This is a genomic window from Orbaceae bacterium BiB (assembly GCA_036251205.1).
Lineage (GTDB): Bacteria > Pseudomonadota > Gammaproteobacteria > Enterobacterales > Orbaceae > Orbus > Orbus mooreae.
In genome coordinates, this window is record CP133958.1 from 2,114,767 (window position 1) to 2,137,708 (window position 22,942).

The window sequence follows — 22,942 nt, forward strand, 5'->3', positions numbered from 1 at the left end:
AGTTAAACATCTCCTTTGATGAGATTGGTTTGTGCACTGCTAATAATTTGTTGAATTTTATTTAATGGCGGTGACGATATATCTAAAACCCATTGTGGATATAGCCCAATAAAAAATAAGATCACTAATATGCCGATTAATAAAAATAGATCTTTAAAACAAACAGATTTCTTATTTGATTGCTGCTTATCAATAACACCATAAAAAATAGGCTGCGTACGAACTATAATAGAGATGGATAGTAGAATTAGTCCAATAATTAAGAAAATAGCCATATAGGTTGAATTTTGATAACTACTAAACACGGTCATAAAATTACCCACAAAATTTGCTGTTCCAGGAATACCTAAAATTGCTAATAGATAAAATAATGTTAGTGTTGATAAATACTTAACATGTGATTTTAATCCTAAGAAATTATTAATATTTCTTGTTAAGTAAAACTCTGTCAGCAAACCACTAATAATAAATAGACCAACAATCACTAAACTAATTGAAATAATCAGTAATACTACACCTTGATAGGCAAATAATGAGCCATTATAGGCAACGGCTGTTATAAAGCTCATCAATGCAATATGTGCATAAGCAATTAAGCGTTTGATATCACTTTGATTAAAACATGACAGAGCCATGTAAAACAGAGTACATAAACTGAGAATGATAATAAATGGACTAATTGTTAATGAGGCATTAGGGAAGAGGGGGAATACAAATCGCAATAGACCATAAATTGAAGTATTCACCAGTAAACCACTAATCATAATTGAGCCCGTTGTAGAGGCTTCAATATGTGCATCAATAAACCAATTATGAAAAGGTAGTAACGGTATTCTGACCACTAATGCAGCTAAAAAACCAAGCATAAGCATAAATTCAAAATAGCTTGAAATTGGGGTTTTCATTAACACATTATAATCAAATGTCCATTCATTGGTGATTTGCCAGTTTGTTAATGCCAATGAAATAATGGCCAATAACATTAATAGACTGGTGATTTGAGTGTAAACCAGAAATTTACTCGCTCCATTTGTTTTTAATGATGCGCTGGAGTCTCTGCGTCCCCATAGTGTAATTAGAAAATAGAATGGAATCGCTACAGCTTCCCACAAAAAGAACCATAAAAAAAGATCCATAGCCATAAACAGCATGATTATCGCTGATGCCATGAATAATAAGCAGAAATAGAATAAACCAGAACTACTTGGTCTCTCTTTTCGTGAATATAAGATCGCAATGAGGACAATCGTACTGACTAGCATTCCCATAAGAATTGAGAGTCCATCTAAGACAAGATGAAATTTAATGCCGAGTAATGGGATCCAGTTTACATCAAACTCTTTGACCCACATCTGCCCTTGATAGAAGCTTGTTAGTGCATCGATACTGAGTATTGTCATCATAACGAACACAATAAGCATCGTTAATAATGCAACCCATCCAGCACTGAAGTAACATAATTCACTTTTTAATTTATTGACTAAAAAAAATCGACTTTCTTGTTCGATTCTACATTGTTCCATTTTGGTAAATGAACGCTTTAGGCTAGCTTCTAATAGCCACCCAATTAATCCACCTAATAATGGTAAAAAAACAAGCCAAAGTAACACAGAAAAACCTTCCGTAATTATAATTAAAACAAAATAAGCAGTAATAAGATAATAATACTACCACTCACTATTGACATCATATACCAGCGTAATCGACCATTTTCTAATAAATCAATTTGGAAGTTTATCTTCCTAATACCCCAATTTATTATTTGATTCCATTGTGATAGCGGATCCTTTTTAATTAGCTGGGCTAAATAAAGATAGGGTCGTACAAAAACTAACTCAAGTAACTGGTTAAAATACCACTCATTACGCCATAACTTTAAAAATGCTTTACCAATTGGTGTATTGGATATTTCATGAATTTCAGAGTTAATATCAAAAAATAGTATATAAGCAATTAGAATACTTAAAATCGTGATTGCAGCTAATAAAATTTGTAAAATTAACTGATTTTTAGTATTAAAATCAACATTCGGAATAATTCCTTCTATCGGTAATGGAAGGTAATTAAAAATAGCTGTAGACATCAGCACCAATATGACTAAAGGAATATAACTATATCGAGTAATTGGTGTAAAAGTCGTTAGTTTTTGTTTATGATGGAAAACGGTAAAAATCAGTCTTAAAATACTTAAGCTTGATAGTAGCACCCCAATTAATGCAATGATTCCTAATCCCATTTTCTCTTTGGTAACTAATGCCCAAATAATATCGCCTTTAGTATAGAACGCCGACATAACCCAAGGCATCGCACAGAGTGATGCTGCTGATAATAGAAATGTTCCGTACAGTAACGGATATCGACGATACAAACCACCTAGCTTATGAATATTTTGTTCTCCGTTACAAATTTTAATTAAAATAGCACTAGAGAGCAGTAATAATGAGCTAGTCACACAATAACTAATAATATAATTGAGTGATAATACCCAATTTTGAATGACAAAGGCGAAAAAGAGGTAGCTAATTTGACTCAAGTTAATATATGTCACTAAGCTTTTTATATTATTTTGAACTAATGACACACAGCTTGAGAATATCAGTCCAACACCAGCGACGGCACCCATAATAACAAAGACATCACTGGACATCATAAACAGAGGACTTAATCGTAATATAAAATAACCACTAGATAAAATCCCCATCACTGATTGTAATAACGTAATTACAGGCATTGGAGCAATGTTTGTTTCGGTAAAAATGGTATGGAAAGGGAATAATCCGGCTTTACCAATAACACTCACTAAGAAGACTAACGTAATCCAAAATATAATTTCTGAATCAATCGCTAAATTTTGATTAGCAAGGGTGAGAACATCGCGAATATTTAGGGTATTTAATTCATTGTAAACTAAGAAAATACCAAATAATAAAAACGCATCAGCGATACTCATGATAATAAATGTTTTAATCGCGGAGAAACTAACTTGTCGTTTATGGTAATAGATTCCAATTAATAAATAACTACTAATACTAATTCCTTCCCAAGCTAGTAGGAGGATAAATAAGTTATCGGCTAACACTAATAGAAATAGGCTAGCAATCAGTAAATTACCATAGGCAAAAAACGTATAGGTATCTTTTGATGAAGTAAGATAGTATGCCGAGAAAGAGTAAATCAGTAAGCAAAATAGTGAAATAATCACTAAAAAAACCAGCGATAAACCATCCAGCTGTAACCCTATTGAGATTTTAGTATCGCCAATACTAAACCACTCCCATAATAAGCGGGAGTATATTAGAGATGTGTCAGGATAAGTATTTGTTTGATAATCGATACATACAAATAGCATTAATACACACACCAAACCTATTGTGCTAATACCGACAATAATAATGTTTTCTTTACTTATATTTCTTCCTAAACAAATTAAAATTAAGAAAGAGAGTAAAGGGATAACAATTGTTAAATAAAGTAAATTCATCCTTTCATTTCACTCAGTGCGTCAATATTTACCGTTTTGCGGCGATGATACATTTTTACTAGTAAAGCCAGGCCAATACAAGACTCAGCGATAGCTGTACTTAGCACTAAAATTGAGATGATCTGCCCATCAGACTGTTGCCAATAAGCGCCCGCAGCAACGATAGCAATTAAGGCTCCATTAATCATAACCATTAAACTTAATAGTAAAAATAAGAAATTACGGCGAATCAATGCACCAAATAAACCAATGATAAACAGGGATGTTGCCAGAATTAGGCTATGCATTAGTGGAATCATATTTTTCCCCTTTATTTGTTATGGATTTGGTGGAAGTAGGCGGTATCTCTTTATGAATATATAAGCGATAAATAAAATGATAGGCAATTACTAATCCACAAAGTAATAGTAAAATCGCTAACTCAATAACTAAAATATACGAGCCCAAGAACATATCGGTAAGACTTTCATTTTCTGGCTGTGTCACTTCTAAAGCCGAATAATCTGTGCTGGCAATACCATAAATTAATGTAACTAAGAGGACAAAAACTAAAATTAATGGGCCTAACCAAATTTTAGGGCTGATGCCGCGTTTATTCTGCTCTACAGCATCGTAGCGAAGATTGATTAGTGATAACACTGAGAGAAAAAGTAAGGATACTGCTCCAACAAACAGTATAACGGTTAGGGCTGCTGAAAAATAAGCACCCATAATAAAAAAAACTACAGCGGTTGCTAGCAGAGAAATTACAAAGTACAGTAAAGCGCTCATTGAGCGTCGACTACTAATGGCTTTAATGCTTGCCAATACAGTAATAATTGCTGCAATATAAAAAACAGAAACCATCTATTTGTTATCCAATTTGTATTCTATATTGTGAGTCAGTTAGATGAAGATACTATTATTTCTCTTACAGTAAGATGTCGAACTGACTGTCAAAAATTTTAGTGAGGTAATAACATAAAATTTTGAACGATTATTTTAACTGCTTATTTTTATGCTTATTAAAAAAAAAGTCTAGCTAATTTATTCTTAATAGCTTGAAAATACATGCTTACTACAGTTAAGTATTTTTTTATAATACAATTTATTATAAATAATAATGAGTTAGATTATTTAATTTGAATGTAAAAATCATTAAAAATCAGATTATAATGACTGTTACAAATTTTATAATTAACCCATTTTATTGTTAATAACATGATATTTACCAAGTAGTATATCATATTAGGACTAACGTTTTTTTAGAATATCTTGATAAAGCGTCCTTTCAAACTCAATTATGGCACTATTTTTGGCCGCAGAGTCTGGCGTGATATAATTATAACCAGAGATAAATTGCACAAATGCAACATATTTATCTTCTTTTAGTTTGATGAATCCAGCTAGATTATAGTTGCCTTCAAGATACCCTGTTTTAGCATAGACAATTGATTTTAATTCATTATTAGCAAAACTTTTGCGATATTGTAACGTACCATCGACACCTGCAATAGGTAACATTTCAACCATATGTAATGTATCATTGTTAGCTGCAATGTATTGCAATATCTGCATCAATTTATTGGCATCAATTAAATTTAGTCGTGATAATCCTGAACCATCAATAATGACTGCATTTTCTAAATCAATATTCGCTTTTTTAAGCAAAATATCTTTCACTGCATCACTGGCATTTTGCCATGAACCTTGCATGTTAAAATGGTGAGCCCCAATTGTTCGATATACCGTATCAGCAATTAAGTTATTCGATTTTTTTAGCATAATCGTGAGTAATTTTGATAGCGGTTCCGATTGATTGAGCGCTAGGGGGGCTAATGATTGAGTTATTGGCTCTTTAGCTTCAATAATGCGTCCTGTAAATTTAATCTGCTTTTGTGCTAGCTCCGCTTTGAGTATTTCAGAAAAGTAGGCAAAACTATCTGTAACTGCAAATTTAAGGTAACTTTTTTGGCTACTGTGTTTAATGCAACCGGATAAGTGATAACGATTTTTATCGGCTGATGTGACATTGAGCTCACAATATTTATCATCTAAGGTTTGCGATTTATTACTGATGGTTCTAACGTCACTTGTGATCGTGATTGGATAGCGAGATGACACTGATGTGGTTGCTTTATTACCAATTTTTTGTGCAGGCAAAATACCCGCATAAAAACAATTTTCATCAATGATCGTTGCTGATGGGGCGGTATTATAGCAAGATGTTAAATTATTCCATGACCAACCAGAGGCTTTATCGTGGCCGATAAATATAGAGTTGTCGATAACAATATTGCCTACAATTTTATCGACACCTTTCAACTTCAATACCGAAAGCATTTCGGCAAGTTGTTTACGTGTCAATGTCGGATCGCCACTCAATTGAATAATGAGATCGCCTTTTAATTGTTTGTTACTGATTTTGCCAGTTGTTTGTAAGCGAGTCACAAAACGAAAGTCAGGGCCTAACTCAAGCATTGCAGCAAGCCCTGTTACTAATTTTTGTACGCTTGCGGGTTGCCTAAACTGATCATTTTGAAAAGCAGCTAGTGTGGTTGGATTTTTATCAACAGTCTCGACTAATACTGATAAATCAGTACCTTTAGGTAAAAGGGAAAGGTAGGAAGAGAGTTCTGTTTTGTTTTCAGCATAAGTATTTGTGATATTTAATGCGATAGCCAATATGAGTAATTGGCTGATTATTGAAACTAGTCTTTTCATATATAACAACTTTATTTAAAGTGTTTAATCAAATGGTAATACAACACCACCTTGTGGTGTCTGTTTTACTAGTTCTGGGGCGACCCTTAATGTTGCTTGGATCGGTTTACAAATATCACCTTTAAGTGCAACACCGTTAAGCATTTCACCGTACGAGAGCACACTTGTTGTTTGCGTAATCAATAGTTTACCGACTGTACTTTGCTCATAGCCTAGTAGGCTATCGGTATAAACGTCTTTAACTTTCTTTCCTAAACGTGTAACTTCACATTGCGAGCCTAATGGTAACGGATAATCTAATACTATTTCGTTATAATTTGAAACAGAAACTAAACGAATAGGATAGATCTCACCAATAATTTCATTTTTCATTAAATCAGCTACAGATTGCAGAGTATTATTAATGGTAGTACTAAAACTCTCATTATTAGTGGTACTTTTTAACTGATAACGTAATGTGTTACTAAATACAATCTTATTGCTTTTAGCATCAATGATTTGATATAGCACTGTTGCTGAGACGATTTTCTCAGTAACGCCTTGGCCAGTGGCTTTTAAAATACGAACAGTCTCTTCAGTATCTAATTGATTTAACGTACTTTGCAGATAAAAATCAGATAGTTCAGTGACATTATTAGGTTCTAAGCCATCACTCATGTAGTTTTCAGCAGAGATAAGCTCAAAACGGTGAGTTTCATACAGTGCTGTTGTAATGTCATGAGTTAATGTTTTCGATAAGGCACTCGGCGAAATTGGAAAAGCATTCTGGCTTGTTAAATCCACTTGCGTTGGCAAGACCACAATTTTATACCGTTCAATTTGCGTCTCTCCTAACCCATTAGTATAAGTGGCACTATTATTCTCATCGGTTGTTGATACATCAACATCATTTTTAGGCGCTTGTTGTTCTTTCACCGTATTTTGTGAACTACAAGCAACTAGAAATAAAATAGTTGCTAGAGAGATACTTAATTTTATGCATTTTTTCATCATAAATCCCTTTTTATTACCAAGCAGTTGATTTATTGCTACCTAATTTGCGTACAATACTCTCATTTTCCCAGTAAGCTAAGCCACTTTTTACATCAGTTAATGTTAGCTGTAAATAATACTCAACTAATTGCTTATTTTTACCAGTACGAGATATACGTTGTAAAATTTTTCCAGTTAATGATAAGTCTGGCGCATATAGGGTTCCTTTGCCTGCAATCGTATCTTGTTTAAATTCATCATTATCACGTAATTCACGTACATCATAAATTAAATCGTCAACGTTATTACTATTCCCCGCAACGGCTGTTGTAATCACTGCTTTGCCGGATTGTAGCATGCCGATACGAATTTTTTTGATCAGCATATCGGTATCAATGCGTAGAGTTGTATCATTTACAACTTTACCAATAGCAACAACATAGCGTCCTCCGCCTGGTTTATTCAATACATCACTTGCTAATAATGAATTCAGTGACTCTTGAGCTGCCAGTTCAAAGTCTTGACTATCAAGTCCTAAGCTAACGGCATCTTGTGCGTTATCAGCAGTGACATATTCAACATTTGATGAACAACCCGTTAATATTATGCTAAGTCCTAAAGTAATTGCGAGAGTACATCGGTTTAGGGATTGGTATAAATTAATCATATAAAGCCTCATTATTATTGTGTGTTGCTGCTTTGTTGTATTAGGTGAATAGTATTATGATCTACTATCTCGGATTTAATGTAAATAATAGCATTGCTATTAGGTTGTAGATAATCAATTTTTGTTAATATCGTACCGTCTGGTTTATATATTGTGACAGTATTATCTTGAATCGGGATGCGTGCGACTTGGATATTTTTCGGTATTGCTCTCCATTGTCTAATATCTGCGGTATCTGTGCTCAATTGGTAGAGGAATCCCCAAAATTTACCGCCATACTCTTCTAATTTCTCTTCTAAAGTATATTGTATTGTCGATTTTGCTATCATATTTAGCATTGCTTCTGTCATGATGGCGGGAAGTTTCTTTTTGAACTCTTGCTGTACAATGTTATCCATATCCGCAATTTCAGTGGTAGCTTGTTGTTCCAATTTTAGATAAGGATAAGACAAGGAACGCTTATATATTGTAGGAACTGTAATATCAGTTGTGATGACTTTATCAGTAAACAGATAAGATGGGAAATGATAAGTAAATGCACTTTTAAGCATGCCTTGACCATTTTCGTAAATCAGCCAAACGTAGTTTTGCTTCTGTTTAGACGATTGGGTACTTAACTTTAAGTCATCTTGTACCTGTTTTTGGTTCGGGAGCATACGGGCTGTTTGTCTAAATAACGCCTCCGCTTTACTGTAATCGTGATCTAAATAGAAAAATAATCCACTTATATACGTGGCAAATGGATTAATAAAATCAGGATACAATAATTCAGGTGAGATATCTCCTCGATAATTTTTAATATTGCTATTGGTTAATGAATGGGTATTAATCTCTTTTGCATATTCAGAATGATTATATTGTTTATAAGCTTCATTTATTTCTTGTTCGAAGTATTCAGCTGCTCGCCGCTGCCGATCTAAGGCGCGATTAAATTCGACTCTGGCATTATCAAAATCATTGAGTGACATAAAGTTTAAACCTTTATAGACATTCATCATGATTTTTTCATAATTTTCGCCTTGGTAATCATTAACATTATTATTGACTAGGATTGAACCAAGGGATTGCCCGACAGCGCTTAGCGCTAAGGCAGTCTCTTTTTGTTTAAAAATTGCTTCAGCCTGATCTAAATAAGTAATGCTTTTTTGATAGTCGTTGCACTGACGAGCAAGGGCCCCTCCATTGAGAGTCCAGAGTAGAGGATCACTCTTTATTTGCCCGTCAATTGGTGTATAGTTACAATCACGACTAATCAGTTGTTGTTCATACTGGTCGAGATTTTCTCTATATCCCAAGAAAGCTGCACAACCACTTAAGGATATTAAAACTATTGTTGCGAAGCATAGTCGAATAATTGTAATCATTAATCGGATATAATTATTTTAACTTCTTATCAACATACTGAATTACTGCAATCATAATCAGTATTGGTAAAATACACTCTAAGTACTCTTCTTGTGGCTGTTGAAAAGCAACAACCCACCGCGGAGCCATCCAACCTGTAATTTCATTAATCATATTGACTGAACGGTCGAGAATCTTTGATACCACAAGAACTGCAAAAAACATAAATACACTAATTGCGTAGGCTTCTCTTTTCTTGAGATCGACAAGCCATGTTTTATAATTATTTAAAATGATATAAAAAATCGCGATTAGAATAGCAAGAATAATGAGTGCAGCGAGTAGTTTTGATTGTACATTGGCAGCATTTGTTAACCAAAACTTAATTTTTAGCATACTCATGCCAAAGATTTTATGTAAGTCTGCTTCCCGTGCCATCATTGCAAATAGAATAAATGCTAATGCAAAACGATAGCTAAATTTGATTGAACCAAGCTTATAAATAAATACAAATACAATAGCTATTGCATAAAAAACTAATGTAAGATTTTCAACAAAATGATCTTCATCAACAAAATCAAGTAGCCATTCATGATCTAAAAAAATTGAACTCAACAATGCTAATAGTATTGTGAAAACGGTTAACCAGACTGATGAATATTGCTTTTTTATCCACTGCATTACTTATTTCCTATTATAGTTTATGACTTAATTTTTTACTATTATCGTATTGTGTTATTGCTACTATGATGAGTAATGGCAATAAACACTCCAGATACTCCTCCTGCGGTAGCTGTATTGCTACTACCCAAATCGGTGCCATCCAATTGGTTATTTCGTAAATCATATTTACTGAACGATCGATAATTTTTGAAATAACTAAAACAGCAAAAAAAATAAATAGCGTCACCGCATAGGTTTTACCTAGTTTTAAGTCTAATAACCAAGTTTTAGCCGATCGACGAATTAATATATACAGTGAAAACGCGAGGAATAGCAGAATAATAGCGGCTAATATTTTGTCGCTAATTGATGATTCGCTAGTTAACCAAAATTTAATTTTGAGCATACTCATACCGAGTATTTTATGTAGGTCAGCTTCTCGTGCAAGCATTGCTAACATTAAGATTGCAATAGCAACTCGGGAGTCTAGTCGAATTGTTTTTTGTGGATAAAAAAGTGCGAATAACGCGGCAATAAAGTAAAAAACAACAGTTAATGTCTCAATAAATCCGCCTTCATCGACGAATTGGAATAAAAAATCATAGTTTAGTGTTAAACTACTTAATAATGCTAAAACGCAGGTTATAAGGGTAATCGCTAAACTAAAATAGCGATGGTTAATTAAGTTCATGTTTTTCTAATCTACTCTATTTTGGGGTGATGTTATCATTTATTCATTTTTTTCGTCTAATACTAACAATAAAAATCGCTACAAAATGCATTTATTGTTTAATTTTTTGTAATTTAGCATAGAAAAAACCATCTCCACCATTTTCAGTAGGTAGAAACTGTTGCATTTCACCAATTAATTGAGCATTTTTATTGTCATTTAAAAAACGAGATATTTGTACTTTATTTTCATCTGGTAAAATAGAACAAGTGGCATAAATAAGGATGCCATTCTCTTTAAGGTAAGGCCAAATTTTAGTTAAGATTTCAAATTGTAATTTAGCGAGTTCATTAATATCGCTATCTCTTCTTAACCATTTAATATCCGGGTGGCGACGTATTATTCCTGTTGCAGAACAAGGCGCATCTAATAAAATTCGGTCGAATATTTTATCATTAATCCACGCTTCTGGTGTTAAGCCATCGCCCACTTTAACTTCAGCCTGTAGTTGTAGACGTTCAAGATTTTGTTTAATACGTTTAACGCGCTCTGCATCAATATCAACAGCCAGCACATCGGCTTGTGGTGCAAGTTCTAAAATATGGGTTGTTTTACCGCCGGGTGCTGCGCATAAGTCTAAAATGATTTCGCCATTTTGTGGCGCAAGTAAATAGGCCGCATGTTGTGCAGATAAGTCTTGGACAGTTGCAACGCCTAACTCAAATTGTGGTAATTTATGAACGGGAGAAGGCGATAATAATTTTAACGCACTTTTTATCTGTTCATCCTTTTCTGAAGCAATATCACAGCTTGCTAATAATGTTTGATATTGTTCTGCAGTATAGTGTTGACGATTAACTCGTAACCACATAGGAGGGCGTTGATTATTGGACTCGATGATATTAGACCAGTTTTCAGGGTAAGCTGATTGAATTCGTTTTAATAGCCAACTCGGATGAAGCGTTGTATTTCCTTCCTGGATAAACTGATCTTTTAAGTCGCTTTGCTGACGTAGAAAGGAGCGTAATACCCCATTAACGACCCCTTTAAGCGATGGTTTTTTTAAATTAACTACGGCGTTAACCGTTTCACTGGCAGCGGCATGTTCTGGAATTCGAGTATAGCGTACTTGATAAACTCCCACTAATATTAGGTAATGAATTGCTCTATTTTTACCTGTAAATACTTTATCCATTAGCTGTTGTGTATAAAACTCCAATTCTGGTAGTACTCGCATCACGCCAAAACAGATCTCTTGCATTAAAGCTCGATCTTTGTCGTTCACCTTATTGCTATAAGTGGCTAAGAGCGCACTAAGAGAATGGCCTTTTTCAAGGACATCGAAAATAATTTGTGCACAAAAAGCGCGAAGATTATATTTTTCTGGTTGAAATTTAGTTGATGATGTCATGTTCATGAAGTTTTAATATTTAATGGTGGTAAGCATAACGCAATCAATTTGCCTGTAAAGAATTTTTATCTGCATATGATATTAATTGCGTCATTATGAACATCCGTTTTTACACTAAAATAACACTTTACAGCAATATTATAACGAAAATAATCGTACTAATTGCTTAAAGTATGTTACCTACAGCAAACCAAGATTGTCTTGAATTTAGTACATCTGCTGCAGACATCGGTTTTTTACCTGCTGGCTGGAGTTGTGTTAAATTGATAATACCTTTAGCCGTTGCAACCTGTATGCCTTGTTTGTTGGCTTGTAAAATTGTGCCAGGTGCTTGTTGGCTATTTTGGTTAATAACATTGGCTTGCCACACTTTGATTGGTTCACCATTGATTTCGAAATAGCTGATTGGCCAAGGATTAAAGGCTCTTATACAGCGTTCTAACTGTTCAGCCGATAATTGCCAGTCAAGTTTAGCCTCTTGTTTAGAGAGTTTTTCAGCATAAGTTACCAAGGATTGTTCCTGTTTTTGGGCAATGGCTTTTCCTGAAGTAATTAGCGTTAATGTTTCGAGTAAAGCATCGGGTCCCAATTGTGCGAGTTTATCATAGAGAGAGGCACTGGTATCATTACTTGTGATTGGACATGTTACCTTAAATAACATATCGCCAGTATCAAGTCCCGCATCCATTTGCATAATCGTTATGCCCGTTTCTGTATCTCCAGCCCAGCATGCGCGCTGAATTGGGGCGGCACCACGCCATCTTGGTAATAGTGAGCCATGAACGTTTAAACAACCAAGCTTCGGAAGATTAAGGACTGCTTGAGGTAAAATTAAGCCATAAGCAACGACAATCATGATATCAGCATCCAGTCCTTGAATAACTTTTTGGTTTTCTTCCTTTTTTAATGTTGCAGGCTGATAAACTGGGAGATTATGTTCTAAAGCTAATTGTTTGACTGGACTGGCGGTAATTTTATTTCCACGACCTGCCGGGCGGTCTGGTTGGGTGAATACCGCAATGACTTGATGATGAGAACTAATCAGCGCCTGTAGATGTTTTGCTGCAAAATCAGGTGTACCAGCGAAGATAATTTTTAATGGTTTATTATTTGGTGTAAGGGGCATTTTTATTCTCGCCATTTTTTGCTGAGTTAATATGGTGATAGTATAACGCAATTTATGTCGCTAATCTTTATTAAAGGGTTGAAAGAATGAATTTATCCACTAAACAGGTATTTATTACCGGTCTGATCATTAATTTAATTACTGGTAACGCTTTTTTTACGTATTTTGGTATCCTAAATATGCAAACTTGGCACCAATGGGATAGCTCATTTTTAATTTTGGACGGCATTTTTTCGTGCTTGTGTGTGATCACTTTTTATATTGCTTTTTATAAAAGTTGTTATTATTTGCGTTCGGCAATGAGTTTATTTTTGATTTCACTATTATGCTGTTTTGTTATTACATTTTTAGGCGGTTTTTTTATTGGTGTTTTTACCAGTTTTCAAGTTCGCTCGATGGATTTATTTAGTGTTACCGATATAGGGATACTTTTGATGGTTAATTTAATATTCGGTATTTGGGCATGTTTTCTTTTTGGCTCTATTGTACTTATTGTCGGAATATTGAATGGTTTTTGGTTTTTGTTGATGAAAAAAGCCAAACAACGAGAGTTGGTTGCTGGGGTTTCATCTCAATGACTAAAATGGGAAAAAGACCGGTACAAGTAGCAGATCTGCAACAAAGACTAACATCGTTAATGGCACGCCAACTTTAACAAAGTCACTGAAACTATAGCCACCTGGTGCAACAATCATTGTTTTGACGGGTGATGAAACTGGGGTAATAAAAGATGCCGAGGTTGCGATTGCGACGGTCATCGCAAATGGATAAGGTGAATACTCAAACGCTTGCGCGATATTAATGGCGACTGGCGCAACCAAAATAGCTGTTGCGGTATTAGTAATAAATAAACCAATAAATGAGCACAGTAGAAAAATAAAAGCCAGAACAACATAGGGGCCATAGCTATAGAGATGTGCTTTAAGTAACTCAGATACTAAGGTGATTCCACCTGTTTTATTTAATGCAATTGCAAATGGCATCATTCCGATAATAAGTATTAAACTAGGCCAGTGAATTGATTTGTAGGCGCTTGTCATATCAATGCAGCGAGTTGCCCCCATGAGTAAACAAGCAATTAATGCGGCTACTACGTTGGCTACAATGCCTGTTACCATTAAAATAATCATGATGGCTAAATTTATTAATGCAGGGATGGCTTGTGAACTTGCTGGCGCGACCTCATCAATATCGGCTGGAAAATCTAATACGACAAAATCACTAGTTTTCGATTGTAATTTACGGATAGATCCCCAATCTCCACAGACGAGTAACGTGTCACTGATTTCGAGTTTCTGTTCAAATAAATTGGTTGTTTCTAGCGGGGTATGATTACGCCAGATACCAATAACCGTTAAAAAATATTTGCTACGAAAATCAATTTCAGTTAATGTCTTACCATATAGTGATGAGTCTGGCAAAATAGCCACTTCAGCCATCCCCACTTCTTTAACTTGCTCTGAAAAATACTCGCCACGCAATACTTTTGGTTCAAGTAAATTTGTTGTTAAAAATTGGCGATATTCATCTTCTGTATGAGCAAAATCAAGCAATAAAATATCATTTTCTCTAAATTCAGTGGCACCATTAACAGGTATTAACACTTTCCGAAATTTGCGCCATCTCTCGATACCAATGACATTAACACCCTGCTTACTTCTTAAATGAAGTGAATCAAGGGTCCTTCCTAGAAATGGTGAACCCATTAAAATTTGTGCCCGGTGTGCTCTTCCTGTCAGTTTATAATCACGAATAAGATCGGTAATTTTTCGCCGAGAAGGTGACTCTTCCGTTTGATTGGCTTGCTCGGATGAAATTAGCCAATTACGACTAATGATACAATAAATTATCCCAATGATAAGAATGCCTAAGCCAATTGGTGTAATTGAAAAAAAACCAAATCCCGCTATATTTGCGCGCTCAAGCTCACTGTTTACCACTAAATTGGGCGGTGTTGCAACTAACGTTGTCATTCCGCTAATTAATGCTGCAATACATAATGGCATCATTAATTTTTTTACATGAATTCCTGAGCGAGAGGAGATACTAATGACAACGGGAATAAAAATAGCTACAACGCCGGTTGAGCTCATGACGGAACCCAATAGTGCAACGCCTAACATAATTAGAACTATAATTCGGATATCGTTTTTTCCAGCAATCTTGAGTATATATTCACTCATTTGGTAAGATATTCCTGTTCTGACTAAGCTTTCGCCAATGATAAATAAAAGAGCAATCAGAACAATATTGGGATCACTAAAACCAGATAATGCTTCCGCTGGAGATAAAATACCAGTAATAATTATAGATGTTATCGCTAGAATTGCGACAATATCCATGCGGAGTTTGCTAAAAGAGAATAAGATAATGACGATGAATAGTAGGCCACAAACAATTAATAATTGGTAATTTTCTAAAATTGAATTAGGGATGAAGGTAATCAATTCTTGACTAATAGATGATGATTTCAACATTAAATCTATTTATAATATGTTTGTTAGCGATATCATACCGTAAGTGGATGATCTTGAGCAAGTTAAAACCGAGATGTTTTGTGATCATTAATGATTAGGTCTGTTTTATTCGATTTATGCACGAATAGAGACTGCGTTGTGTGACGAATCGCACATATGCCATAATTTTATTCCAATACTTTCGGTTTAGCTTTAATATATAATATAGATAATAAGTTCTAAATTATGTATAGAATATCAAAGATTAATTAAAAAAGTATATAAAATATGAATAAAAAGCACCGTACCGGACTTCTTGATATAGCTAATTTAGCTGGGGTTAGTAAAATGACGATTAGTCGTTTTATGAAAGATCCCGCTCTTGTTTCTCCAACACTTAGGCAGAAAATTGCTTTTATTATTGATGAGTTAGGTTATATACCAAACAAAGCTCCTGATATTTTATCTAATGCAAAAAGTTATGCGATTGGCGTTTTTCTGCCATCTTTAACTAACCATGTTTTTGCCGAAGTTTTAAAAGGTATTGAAATGGAGACCGATAAGCATGGATATCAAACAATGATTGCTCATACGGCTTATGATAAAAATAAAGAAGAGACTCGATTACGTTCCCTTTTATCATATAATATTGATGGTATTATTTTATCAGAACGACATCACACCCCTGCAGCACTTAAAATGTTACAAATTGCCAATATTCCAATTGTTGAAATCATGGATAGTGTTTCACCTTGTATTGATATGGCTGTCGGATTTGATAATTTTTCAGCGGCTAAACAGATGATCAATATGATGATAAATAAAGGTCGAAAAAATATTGTTTATTTTGGTGCTCGCTCTGATGAACGAAGTGTTATTAGACAGAAAGGCTATATAGATGCAATGAGTGAACATGGATTAGCAAATTATACTATAACCAGTAAAGAGGTTTCCTCTTATACTTTAGGTGGAAAATTGTTGCATCAAGTCTTTCAAGAGTGTCCGACCGTTGATGGTATTTTTTGTAGTAATGATAATTTAGCATTAGGTGTCTTGTTTGAGTGTCAGCGACTCAATATAAAAGTTCCTGAGCAGCTATCTATCGCTGGATTTCATGGACACAATATCAGTCACGCTGTTACTCCTCGGTTAGCTTCAGTATTAACTCCTCGAGTTGAAATGGGAAGAGTTGCAGCTGAACTTCTACTTAAACGGCTTAGTGGTCAGGTTATTAACCAAAAAGTTATCGATCTTCCGGTCACCTTTCTCGAAGGCGAAAGTATCTAGCCTTTCATATACTAACTGTTATACCTATTTAATATTTGTATGCTTTCTCTTTATTATTCGAGGTATCAATGTATTTTTGAAACACATGATTGTTACCTGTAACATTCATGTGAATTCTATGACTCTTTATTATTAGCGTTATTCTTGATAAATCTTAAAATTAATACTATTTTACATTTTTTTTACTTGAAATGTGATTTAAGTCACATTTCCATGTTGAATAAGTTGATTTTATGGCCTAATAGAAATACGTTACCAGTAACATTTGGTTTTGTGATTTAGTTATTCGAGGTAGAAGTGAATAAATTTGTTCAAGCCGTTACACAGCGTATCATTGAGCGCTCTAAAGTTTCGCGACAAGCTTATTTGGCACGAATTGAGACGTTATCTGCCCATAAAACAGCTCGTGCTCAATTGCCGTGCAGTAATCTTGCCCATGGTTTTGCTGGTTGTTGTGGTCAAGATAAAAGTGATTTAAAAAATCTATTAAAAAGTAATATTGCTATTATCAGTTCTTATAATGATATGCTTTCTGCACATAAACCTTACGAACATTATCCTGCTCAGATTCGTCAAGCATTGCATGATGTTGGCGCCGTGGGCCAGATGGCCGGTGGCGTACCTGCAATGTGTGATGGTGTAACTCAAGGTGAGCCTGGAATGGAATTATCCCTCATGAGTCGGGATGTTATTGCGATGTCTGTTGCTATTAGTTTATCTCATAATATGTTCGATGGTGCTATGTACCTTGGTGTATGTGATAAAATTTTACCAGGTCTATTTGTGGGTGCTTTAGCATTTGGACATCTGCCAGCTATTTTTGTGCCGTCAGGGCCTATGCCTACAGGGTTGCCAAATAAAGAGAAAGTTCGAATTAGACAATTATATTCAGAAGGTAAAGCAACAAGAGCTGATTTGTTGGAATCTGAAGCGGAGTCTTATCACTCTACAGGCACATGTGCCTTCTATGGTACAGCAAATAGTAATCAGATGGTCATTGAAACAATGGGGCTTCATCTACCTGGTGCTGCTTTTGTTCCACCGGAGACCCAACTTCGTCAGGAATTAACGAATGCCGCAGCTAGACAGATCACTCGTTTAACTGAACAATCAGGAAACTATTTACCTGTGGGGCGTTTAGTTGATGAAAAAGTTATCGTTAATGGATTAGTTGCACTATTGGCGACAGGTGGCTCAACAAACTTAACGATGCATTTAGTGTCAATGGCGAAGGCTGCAGGGATAATTATTAATTGGGATGATATTTCTCAATTATCTGATGTTGTCCCTTTACTTTGCCGTATTTATCCAAATGGTCCTATGGATATTAACTATTTTCAGGCTGCAGGTGGAACATCTGTATTGATCCGAGAATTATTAAAAGGTGGATTATTACATGATGATGTTAATACTGTTGTCGGACATGGATTAAGTCGTTATACACAAGAACCAATATTAGAAAATGGGGAATTAATTTTCCGTGAAGGTCCATTAGAGTCTTTAGATAAGACAGTTATTGCATCTATTGATAAACCTTTTAACTCTCATGGTGGATTAAAAGTGATGACAGGGAATCTGGGACGAGCAATTATGAAAACGTCTGCGGTTGAAGCTGAACATCAAATTATTGAGGCTCCAGCTGTAATTTTTGAGAGTCAATATGATTTAGAGGCAAAATTTAAAGCGGGTCAATTAGATAAAGATTGTGTGGTTGTTGTTCGTTATCAAGGTCCTCAAGCAATTGGTATGCCAGAGTTACATAAACTTATTACTCCCCTTGGTATATTACAAGATCGAGGATTTAATGTTGCACTATTAACCGACGGTCGTTTATCAGGTGCTTCTGGTAAAGTCCCGGCCGCAATTCATGTTACTCCTGAAGCCTATGTCGGAGGCTTGCTCAGTAAAGTTGAAGAGGGGGATCTGATTCGTATTAATGGTAAAACAGGCGAGATAACATTACTTGTCGATCAATCTGAATTAGATCATCGAATATGTAAGCCGATTAATTGTGATAGTAGTTATATTGGTTTTGGTCGAGAATTATTCAACACTCTTCGTTGCCGTTTATCTTCTGCTGAAGAGGGGGCTGATAGTTTTAATGTGTTAGATAAAGATATTCATTAATTATAGAGAATATGTGATCTGTTTTGCATTATTATTTTTAAGATATCTTTATAATAATGCTTTTATTCCCTATATGGTTACCGATAACATAGTTCGTAGTTAATTAGGTATCTTTTGATAATTTATATTGGTTTCATTGGTTTTTATTGATTTCAAAGAGTTAATAAACAGTAAGTACAATAAAGTAGTATAAAAACAAGGAGTTTCTTGTGAAACGTTATAAAATAGCCATTGTTAATTCTAGTAGTTTTGGTAAATATTTTCCTGAACAAATGGAACGTCTAACAAAAATAGGTGAAGTTAAATCTTTCACTTTTGATAATGATATCAACGGTAAAGAATTAGCCGAAGCTCTACATGGATTTAATATTATTATTGCGAGTGTTCGCCCATTTTTCAACAAAGAGTTTTTTGACCATAAAGATGAATTATTATTACTATCCCGTCATGGTATCGGTTTTAATAATGTCGATGTAATAGCGGCTAAAGCCCACGGAACGATTGTGACTATTGTTCCAGCACTAGTCGAAAGAGATGCAGTGGCTGAAAATGCAGTAACTAATTTATTAGCTTTAGTTCGTAGAACAGTCGATTCTCAGCAGGCTGTCAAAAATAATGAATGGGCAAAACGTGCAACTTTTCTCGGTATGAATGTTACGGGTAAAGTTGTTGGTGTAATTGGTTGTGGGAATATTGGTAGCAGAGTTGCTGAGATATTTAAGCATGGTTTTAATGCTAGACTTCTTGTGGTTGATCCTAAAGTCGACCTAGATTGGGCTAAAAAACATAATATTGAAGTCGTCGAATTAGACTACCTATTACAACATGCTGATGTGATTTCATTAAATGCCTCTTTAAATGAGACTAGCTATCATATTTTACAACAAAAACAGTTTTCTTTAATGAAGAAAGGCGTCTATATTACCAATACAGCAAGAGCTGAATTAGTTAATGAAGAGGCTCTTTTGCAAGCATTAGATAATGGTATTGTTGCTGGATATGCGACGGATGTTATGTATAAAGAACCGTCTTTCAATGATCATCCACTTGTCAAACATGCAAAAGTTTTGGTTACTCCACATACATCCGCTTATGCTGTTGAATGTTTAAAAGGAATGGGTGATAAATGTGTAAGTGATGTCGAGAATCTTGTCAGTAATATTCCTTTAGTTAGTGTTGTTTCATAACAACTTAATTACGGAACTAATGATATTTTTCAACATTAACTGAATTTTTATCACATTATTTAATATATTAACTTTACGGAGTTATTTTATGGAAGTTACATTTTTTCAAGCTGCCATTATTGCAATTTGGGTTGCTTTAGTTATGTCTAGGGCATTGGGGGGGGCAACGTTAACACTACGTTTTACACCACTGATGACGGGATTGGTGGTCGGTGTTGTCTTTGGTGACATTGCACAGGCCATGATGATAACAGCTGCGATCCAGTTGATGTATATGGGCGTATTTTCTCCTGGTGGTCAAATGCCATCAGAACCTGCTGTCGCTGCCGCTATTGCTGTACCTGTTGCATTACTGAGTAATATGCAACCGACTGCAGCAGTAGGAATTGCAGTACCAGTTGGGTTGCTTGGTTCTTATCTTTATCAATTTCGTTTTTTTGTTAATACATTTATTATGCAAAAATTTACTGAGAAGTATGCCGAACAAGGAAATAGTTCAGGGCTAACATTCTCAATCATTATTTTACCAACGATTTGTTCATTCATTATCTTTATCCCGTTTATTTTTGTTGTTCTTTATTATGGTGCTCCAGTTATTGCTGACATTATTAGACAAAATGAAGGGAATATTGTATTCCACATTTTGAGTGTTATTGGTGGTGGTTTAGCCGCAGTGGGTATTGCATTAACTGTGTATGTTATTGGTAAACGTAATTATGTGATTTTCTTCGTATTGGCATATTTTCTAGCTGTTACAACAAAATCGCTAAATATTACCATGGTAACTTACGCTATTATTGGCGCAATTATCGCATTCTTATTTGTTCTCGTGAAAAGTGAAACATTTAATTCTGTCAAAGACAATTTAGGTCGTGGCGTTTCAAATAATTCAGCTCACACGAGTGATGATGACGATGATTATTAATCATTGCAAAAAATTGTCATTGTTATAACAGAATATTAGAAGGAAAAGAGTATGAGTGAGATAACACAACAAAGTATTGATTTAAAACCTCAAGAGATCACCAAACGTGACGTGACTTTTGCTTGGTTAAGATGGTATTACGCTAATGAAATTCCGCATTCTTTCGATCGCTATTTGGCTGCATCATTGATGTGGGCATTAATTCCTATTTTGAAAAAATTGTATAAAGATAAATCACAACTTGCGGCGGCTTATCAACGTCATTTATTATTTTTTAATACGCAGTTAACTTGGGGTGGAGGAACCATTGCCGGGATTATGTCATCGCTTGAATCAGTGAGAGCGAATGAGGTATATGAAAATAAACCAATCAGTATTGATGATAATTTGTTATATAATACTAAAGCAGGTTTGATGGGAGCATTAGCCGGTATTGGTGATGCGATTGACTCAGGTACCGTACAATATATTTTTATTGCTATTGCTCTACCTTGGGCTCAACAAGGTTCTGCAGCTGGTGCTTTATTTCCATTTATCGCGTTTGTACTTTATCAATTAGCGGTTGGTTACTATTTTGCTCAGTTAGGATTTAAATTAGGGCGAAATGCCGGTGCTGAAGTGGTCGGGGCTAAAATGCAAATGCTTATTGAAGGACTATCAATACTTGGTCTTTTCATGATGGGTATTTTAGCAGCAAGCTATATTAAAGTTTCATCTAGCTTACAATTTGACATCTCTGGCAAAAAATTTGTTATTCAACAGTTATTGGATCAAATTTTACCAGGAATATTACCATTATTAGTTGTTGCTGGCTTGTATGTTTATTTTGTCAAGAAAGGGTTAAAAGTCACTAATGCTTTAGTTGGATTAACTGTTATTTTGGCTGTACTTGCGGCAATTGGTGTTTTATAAGATATTATTATTTTAAATAGATAGGATTTTTATTATGGGTAAAGTTGTTTTAGCTCGAGTCGACAGCCGCTTAATTCACGGCCAAGTTGCGACAAATGTATCGAAATCAGCAGGTGCTAATGCACTATTTGTGGCAGATGATGTATCTGCTAATGATGATTTTACTAAAAACATCATAGTTAGTGCTGGTTCACAAACGGGCCATAAAGTGCGTGTTTTAAAAGAAGATGGTGCAGTGCGTTATTGGAATGATCGTCAATATGATGATTTTAATGTTATGTTAATTACTAAAAGTATTGAAGTTATGTACAAAATACTTAAAGCAGGCGTCCCTGTGAGTGAATTAAATATTGGTGGAATACCACAAACACCAGGTACCATTAAAGTTATTAATGAAGTGGCAATCAATAAAGAACAATTAGATCTTCTCGTTGATTTAAAACAAAGCTTAGGGATTAATATTTATTTTCAAGCTACGCCATCACTGAAAAAAGTTTCATTAGATGAAGCTGTCAAAATGTTTGCTTAAGGAGTAGGCCATGATCGGTGTGTTATTAGTTAGTCACGGCAAAATGGCTGAAGGTATAAAAGACAGTGTTGGTATGATTGTTGGTGATGCTAAGCAATTCGACACACTATCTCTTGTTCCTGGCCAAGATATTGCAACTTTAAGTTCGGATATTTTAGTAAAAAGTAAAGAGCTCAATGCAGGTGAAGGAGTCCTCATTTTTGTTGATTTATTTGGTGCATCACCTTATAACGCTTCAATGAAGTGCTTACCTGAATGGAATGCTTTAAATATTCCGGTCAGTATTGTTAGTGGAATGAGTTTACCGATGGTTATTACAGCCGTTTGTAATCGTGATTTTTCATCTCTTGATGAGCTAACAAAAGATGTAATTAGTGCTGGTGTTGAAAATATGAAAGATGCGTTAGCAGAGCTAAATGCTGCAAATAATTCAGCTGGAGACGGCGACGATTATTAATTTTGACGTATATTGGATGAATAGT

The 22,942-nt window shown here is 34.8% G+C and carries 21 protein-coding genes; 8 read left to right on the forward strand and 13 right to left on the reverse strand.

Features of this window, described 5'->3' with window-relative positions; all coding sequences use genetic code 11:
* Positions 1 to 2: 2 nt before the first annotated feature.
* The 12 genes from RHO11_09915 to fmt form a co-directional block, all read right to left on the reverse strand.
* Positions 3 to 1,610 (reverse strand): NADH-quinone oxidoreductase subunit M, encoded by a 1,608-nt coding sequence (locus tag RHO11_09915; GenBank protein ID WVD60802.1) that lies wholly within the window; start codon positions 1,608 to 1,610, stop codon positions 3 to 5.
* A 23-nt stretch (positions 1,611 to 1,633) separates the two neighbouring features.
* Positions 1,634 to 3,481 (reverse strand): proton-conducting transporter membrane subunit, encoded by a 1,848-nt coding sequence (locus tag RHO11_09920; GenBank protein ID WVD60803.1) that lies wholly within the window; start codon positions 3,479 to 3,481, stop codon positions 1,634 to 1,636.
* The gene (gene nuoK, locus RHO11_09925) at positions 3,478 to 3,780 is read right to left on the reverse strand and encodes an NADH-quinone oxidoreductase subunit NuoK (GenBank protein WVD60804.1); all 303 of its coding nucleotides are present in this window, start codon (positions 3,778 to 3,780) and stop codon (positions 3,478 to 3,480) included. The genes RHO11_09920 and nuoK overlap by 4 nt, the downstream gene beginning before the upstream one ends.
* The gene (locus RHO11_09930) at positions 3,761 to 4,327 is read right to left on the reverse strand and encodes an NADH-quinone oxidoreductase subunit J (protein WVD60805.1); all 567 of its coding nucleotides are present in this window, start codon (positions 4,325 to 4,327) and stop codon (positions 3,761 to 3,763) included. The genes nuoK and RHO11_09930 overlap by 20 nt, the downstream gene beginning before the upstream one ends.
* A 387-nt stretch (positions 4,328 to 4,714) precedes the next feature.
* Positions 4,715 to 6,184 carry a serine-type D-Ala-D-Ala carboxypeptidase gene (gene dacB / locus RHO11_09935; GenBank protein WVD60806.1) on the reverse strand — a complete coding sequence of 490 codons (1,470 nt, stop codon included), beginning with the start codon at positions 6,182 to 6,184 and terminating at the stop codon, positions 4,715 to 4,717.
* A 24-nt stretch (positions 6,185 to 6,208) separates the two neighbouring features.
* The gene (locus RHO11_09940) at positions 6,209 to 7,177 is read right to left on the reverse strand and encodes a hypothetical protein (protein ID WVD60807.1); all 969 of its coding nucleotides are present in this window, start codon (positions 7,175 to 7,177) and stop codon (positions 6,209 to 6,211) included.
* A 13-nt stretch (positions 7,178 to 7,190) separates the two neighbouring features.
* Positions 7,191 to 7,823, reverse strand: a complete 633-nt coding sequence (lpoB, locus tag RHO11_09945; protein WVD60808.1) for a penicillin-binding protein activator LpoB — start codon at positions 7,821 to 7,823, stop codon at positions 7,191 to 7,193.
* A gap of 14 nt (positions 7,824 to 7,837) precedes the next feature.
* Positions 7,838 to 9,118: a hypothetical protein gene (locus tag RHO11_09950; GenBank protein WVD60809.1), complete on the reverse strand. Its 1,281-nt coding sequence runs from the start codon at positions 9,116 to 9,118 to the stop codon at positions 7,838 to 7,840.
* Between the two features lie 82 nt (positions 9,119 to 9,200).
* Positions 9,201 to 9,848: a hypothetical protein gene (locus RHO11_09955; protein ID WVD60810.1), complete on the reverse strand. Its 648-nt coding sequence runs from the start codon at positions 9,846 to 9,848 to the stop codon at positions 9,201 to 9,203.
* A 13-nt stretch (positions 9,849 to 9,861) separates the two neighbouring features.
* Positions 9,862 to 10,521 carry a hypothetical protein gene (locus RHO11_09960; GenBank protein WVD60811.1) on the reverse strand — a complete coding sequence of 220 codons (660 nt, stop codon included), beginning with the start codon at positions 10,519 to 10,521 and terminating at the stop codon, positions 9,862 to 9,864.
* A 91-nt stretch (positions 10,522 to 10,612) separates the two neighbouring features.
* Complete coding sequence (rsmB, locus tag RHO11_09965; GenBank protein WVD60812.1) at positions 10,613 to 11,911, reverse strand: 16S rRNA (cytosine(967)-C(5))-methyltransferase RsmB; 1,299 nt, start codon at positions 11,909 to 11,911, stop codon at positions 10,613 to 10,615.
* Positions 11,912 to 12,077: 166 nt separating this feature from the next.
* On the reverse strand, positions 12,078 to 13,037 hold the full coding sequence (gene fmt, locus RHO11_09970) for a methionyl-tRNA formyltransferase (protein WVD60813.1): 960 nt from the start codon (positions 13,035 to 13,037) through the stop codon (positions 12,078 to 12,080).
* A gap of 86 nt (positions 13,038 to 13,123) precedes the next feature.
* Here fmt and RHO11_09975 point away from each other — a divergent pair, with 86 nt between their 5' ends.
* The gene (locus tag RHO11_09975) at positions 13,124 to 13,615 is read left to right on the forward strand and encodes a hypothetical protein (GenBank protein ID WVD60814.1); all 492 of its coding nucleotides are present in this window, start codon (positions 13,124 to 13,126) and stop codon (positions 13,613 to 13,615) included.
* On the opposite strand, the gene RHO11_09980 is transcribed toward RHO11_09975, so the two are convergent.
* On the reverse strand, positions 13,616 to 15,514 hold the full coding sequence (locus tag RHO11_09980; protein ID WVD60815.1) for an SLC13 family permease: 1,899 nt from the start codon (positions 15,512 to 15,514) through the stop codon (positions 13,616 to 13,618).
* A gap of 267 nt (positions 15,515 to 15,781) precedes the next feature.
* Here RHO11_09980 and gntR point away from each other — a divergent pair, with 267 nt between their 5' ends.
* From gntR to RHO11_10015, 7 genes are all read left to right on the forward strand, one after another.
* A complete protein-coding gene (gene gntR / locus RHO11_09985; protein ID WVD60816.1) occupies positions 15,782 to 16,780 on the forward strand; it encodes a gluconate operon transcriptional repressor GntR in 999 nt (332 codons plus the stop codon).
* A gap of 297 nt (positions 16,781 to 17,077) precedes the next feature.
* Positions 17,078 to 18,907, forward strand: coding sequence for a phosphogluconate dehydratase (gene edd, locus RHO11_09990; GenBank protein ID WVD60817.1), 1,830 nt, complete (start codon positions 17,078 to 17,080; stop codon positions 18,905 to 18,907).
* Between the two features lie 209 nt (positions 18,908 to 19,116).
* Complete coding sequence (locus RHO11_09995; GenBank protein WVD60818.1) at positions 19,117 to 20,094, forward strand: D-isomer specific 2-hydroxyacid dehydrogenase family protein; 978 nt, start codon at positions 19,117 to 19,119, stop codon at positions 20,092 to 20,094.
* Between the two features lie 88 nt (positions 20,095 to 20,182).
* Positions 20,183 to 21,019, forward strand: coding sequence for a PTS sugar transporter subunit IIC (locus RHO11_10000; GenBank protein ID WVD60819.1), 837 nt, complete (start codon positions 20,183 to 20,185; stop codon positions 21,017 to 21,019).
* Positions 21,020 to 21,070: 51 nt separating this feature from the next.
* A complete protein-coding gene (locus RHO11_10005) occupies positions 21,071 to 21,931 on the forward strand; it encodes a PTS system mannose/fructose/sorbose family transporter subunit IID (GenBank protein ID WVD60820.1) in 861 nt (286 codons plus the stop codon).
* A gap of 34 nt (positions 21,932 to 21,965) precedes the next feature.
* Entirely contained in the window at positions 21,966 to 22,460 is a 495-nt protein-coding gene (locus tag RHO11_10010; protein WVD60821.1) for a PTS sugar transporter subunit IIB, read from the forward strand.
* A 10-nt stretch (positions 22,461 to 22,470) separates the two neighbouring features.
* A complete protein-coding gene (locus tag RHO11_10015; GenBank protein WVD60822.1) occupies positions 22,471 to 22,917 on the forward strand; it encodes a PTS sugar transporter subunit IIA in 447 nt (148 codons plus the stop codon).
* Positions 22,918 to 22,942: the final 25 nt, after the last annotated feature.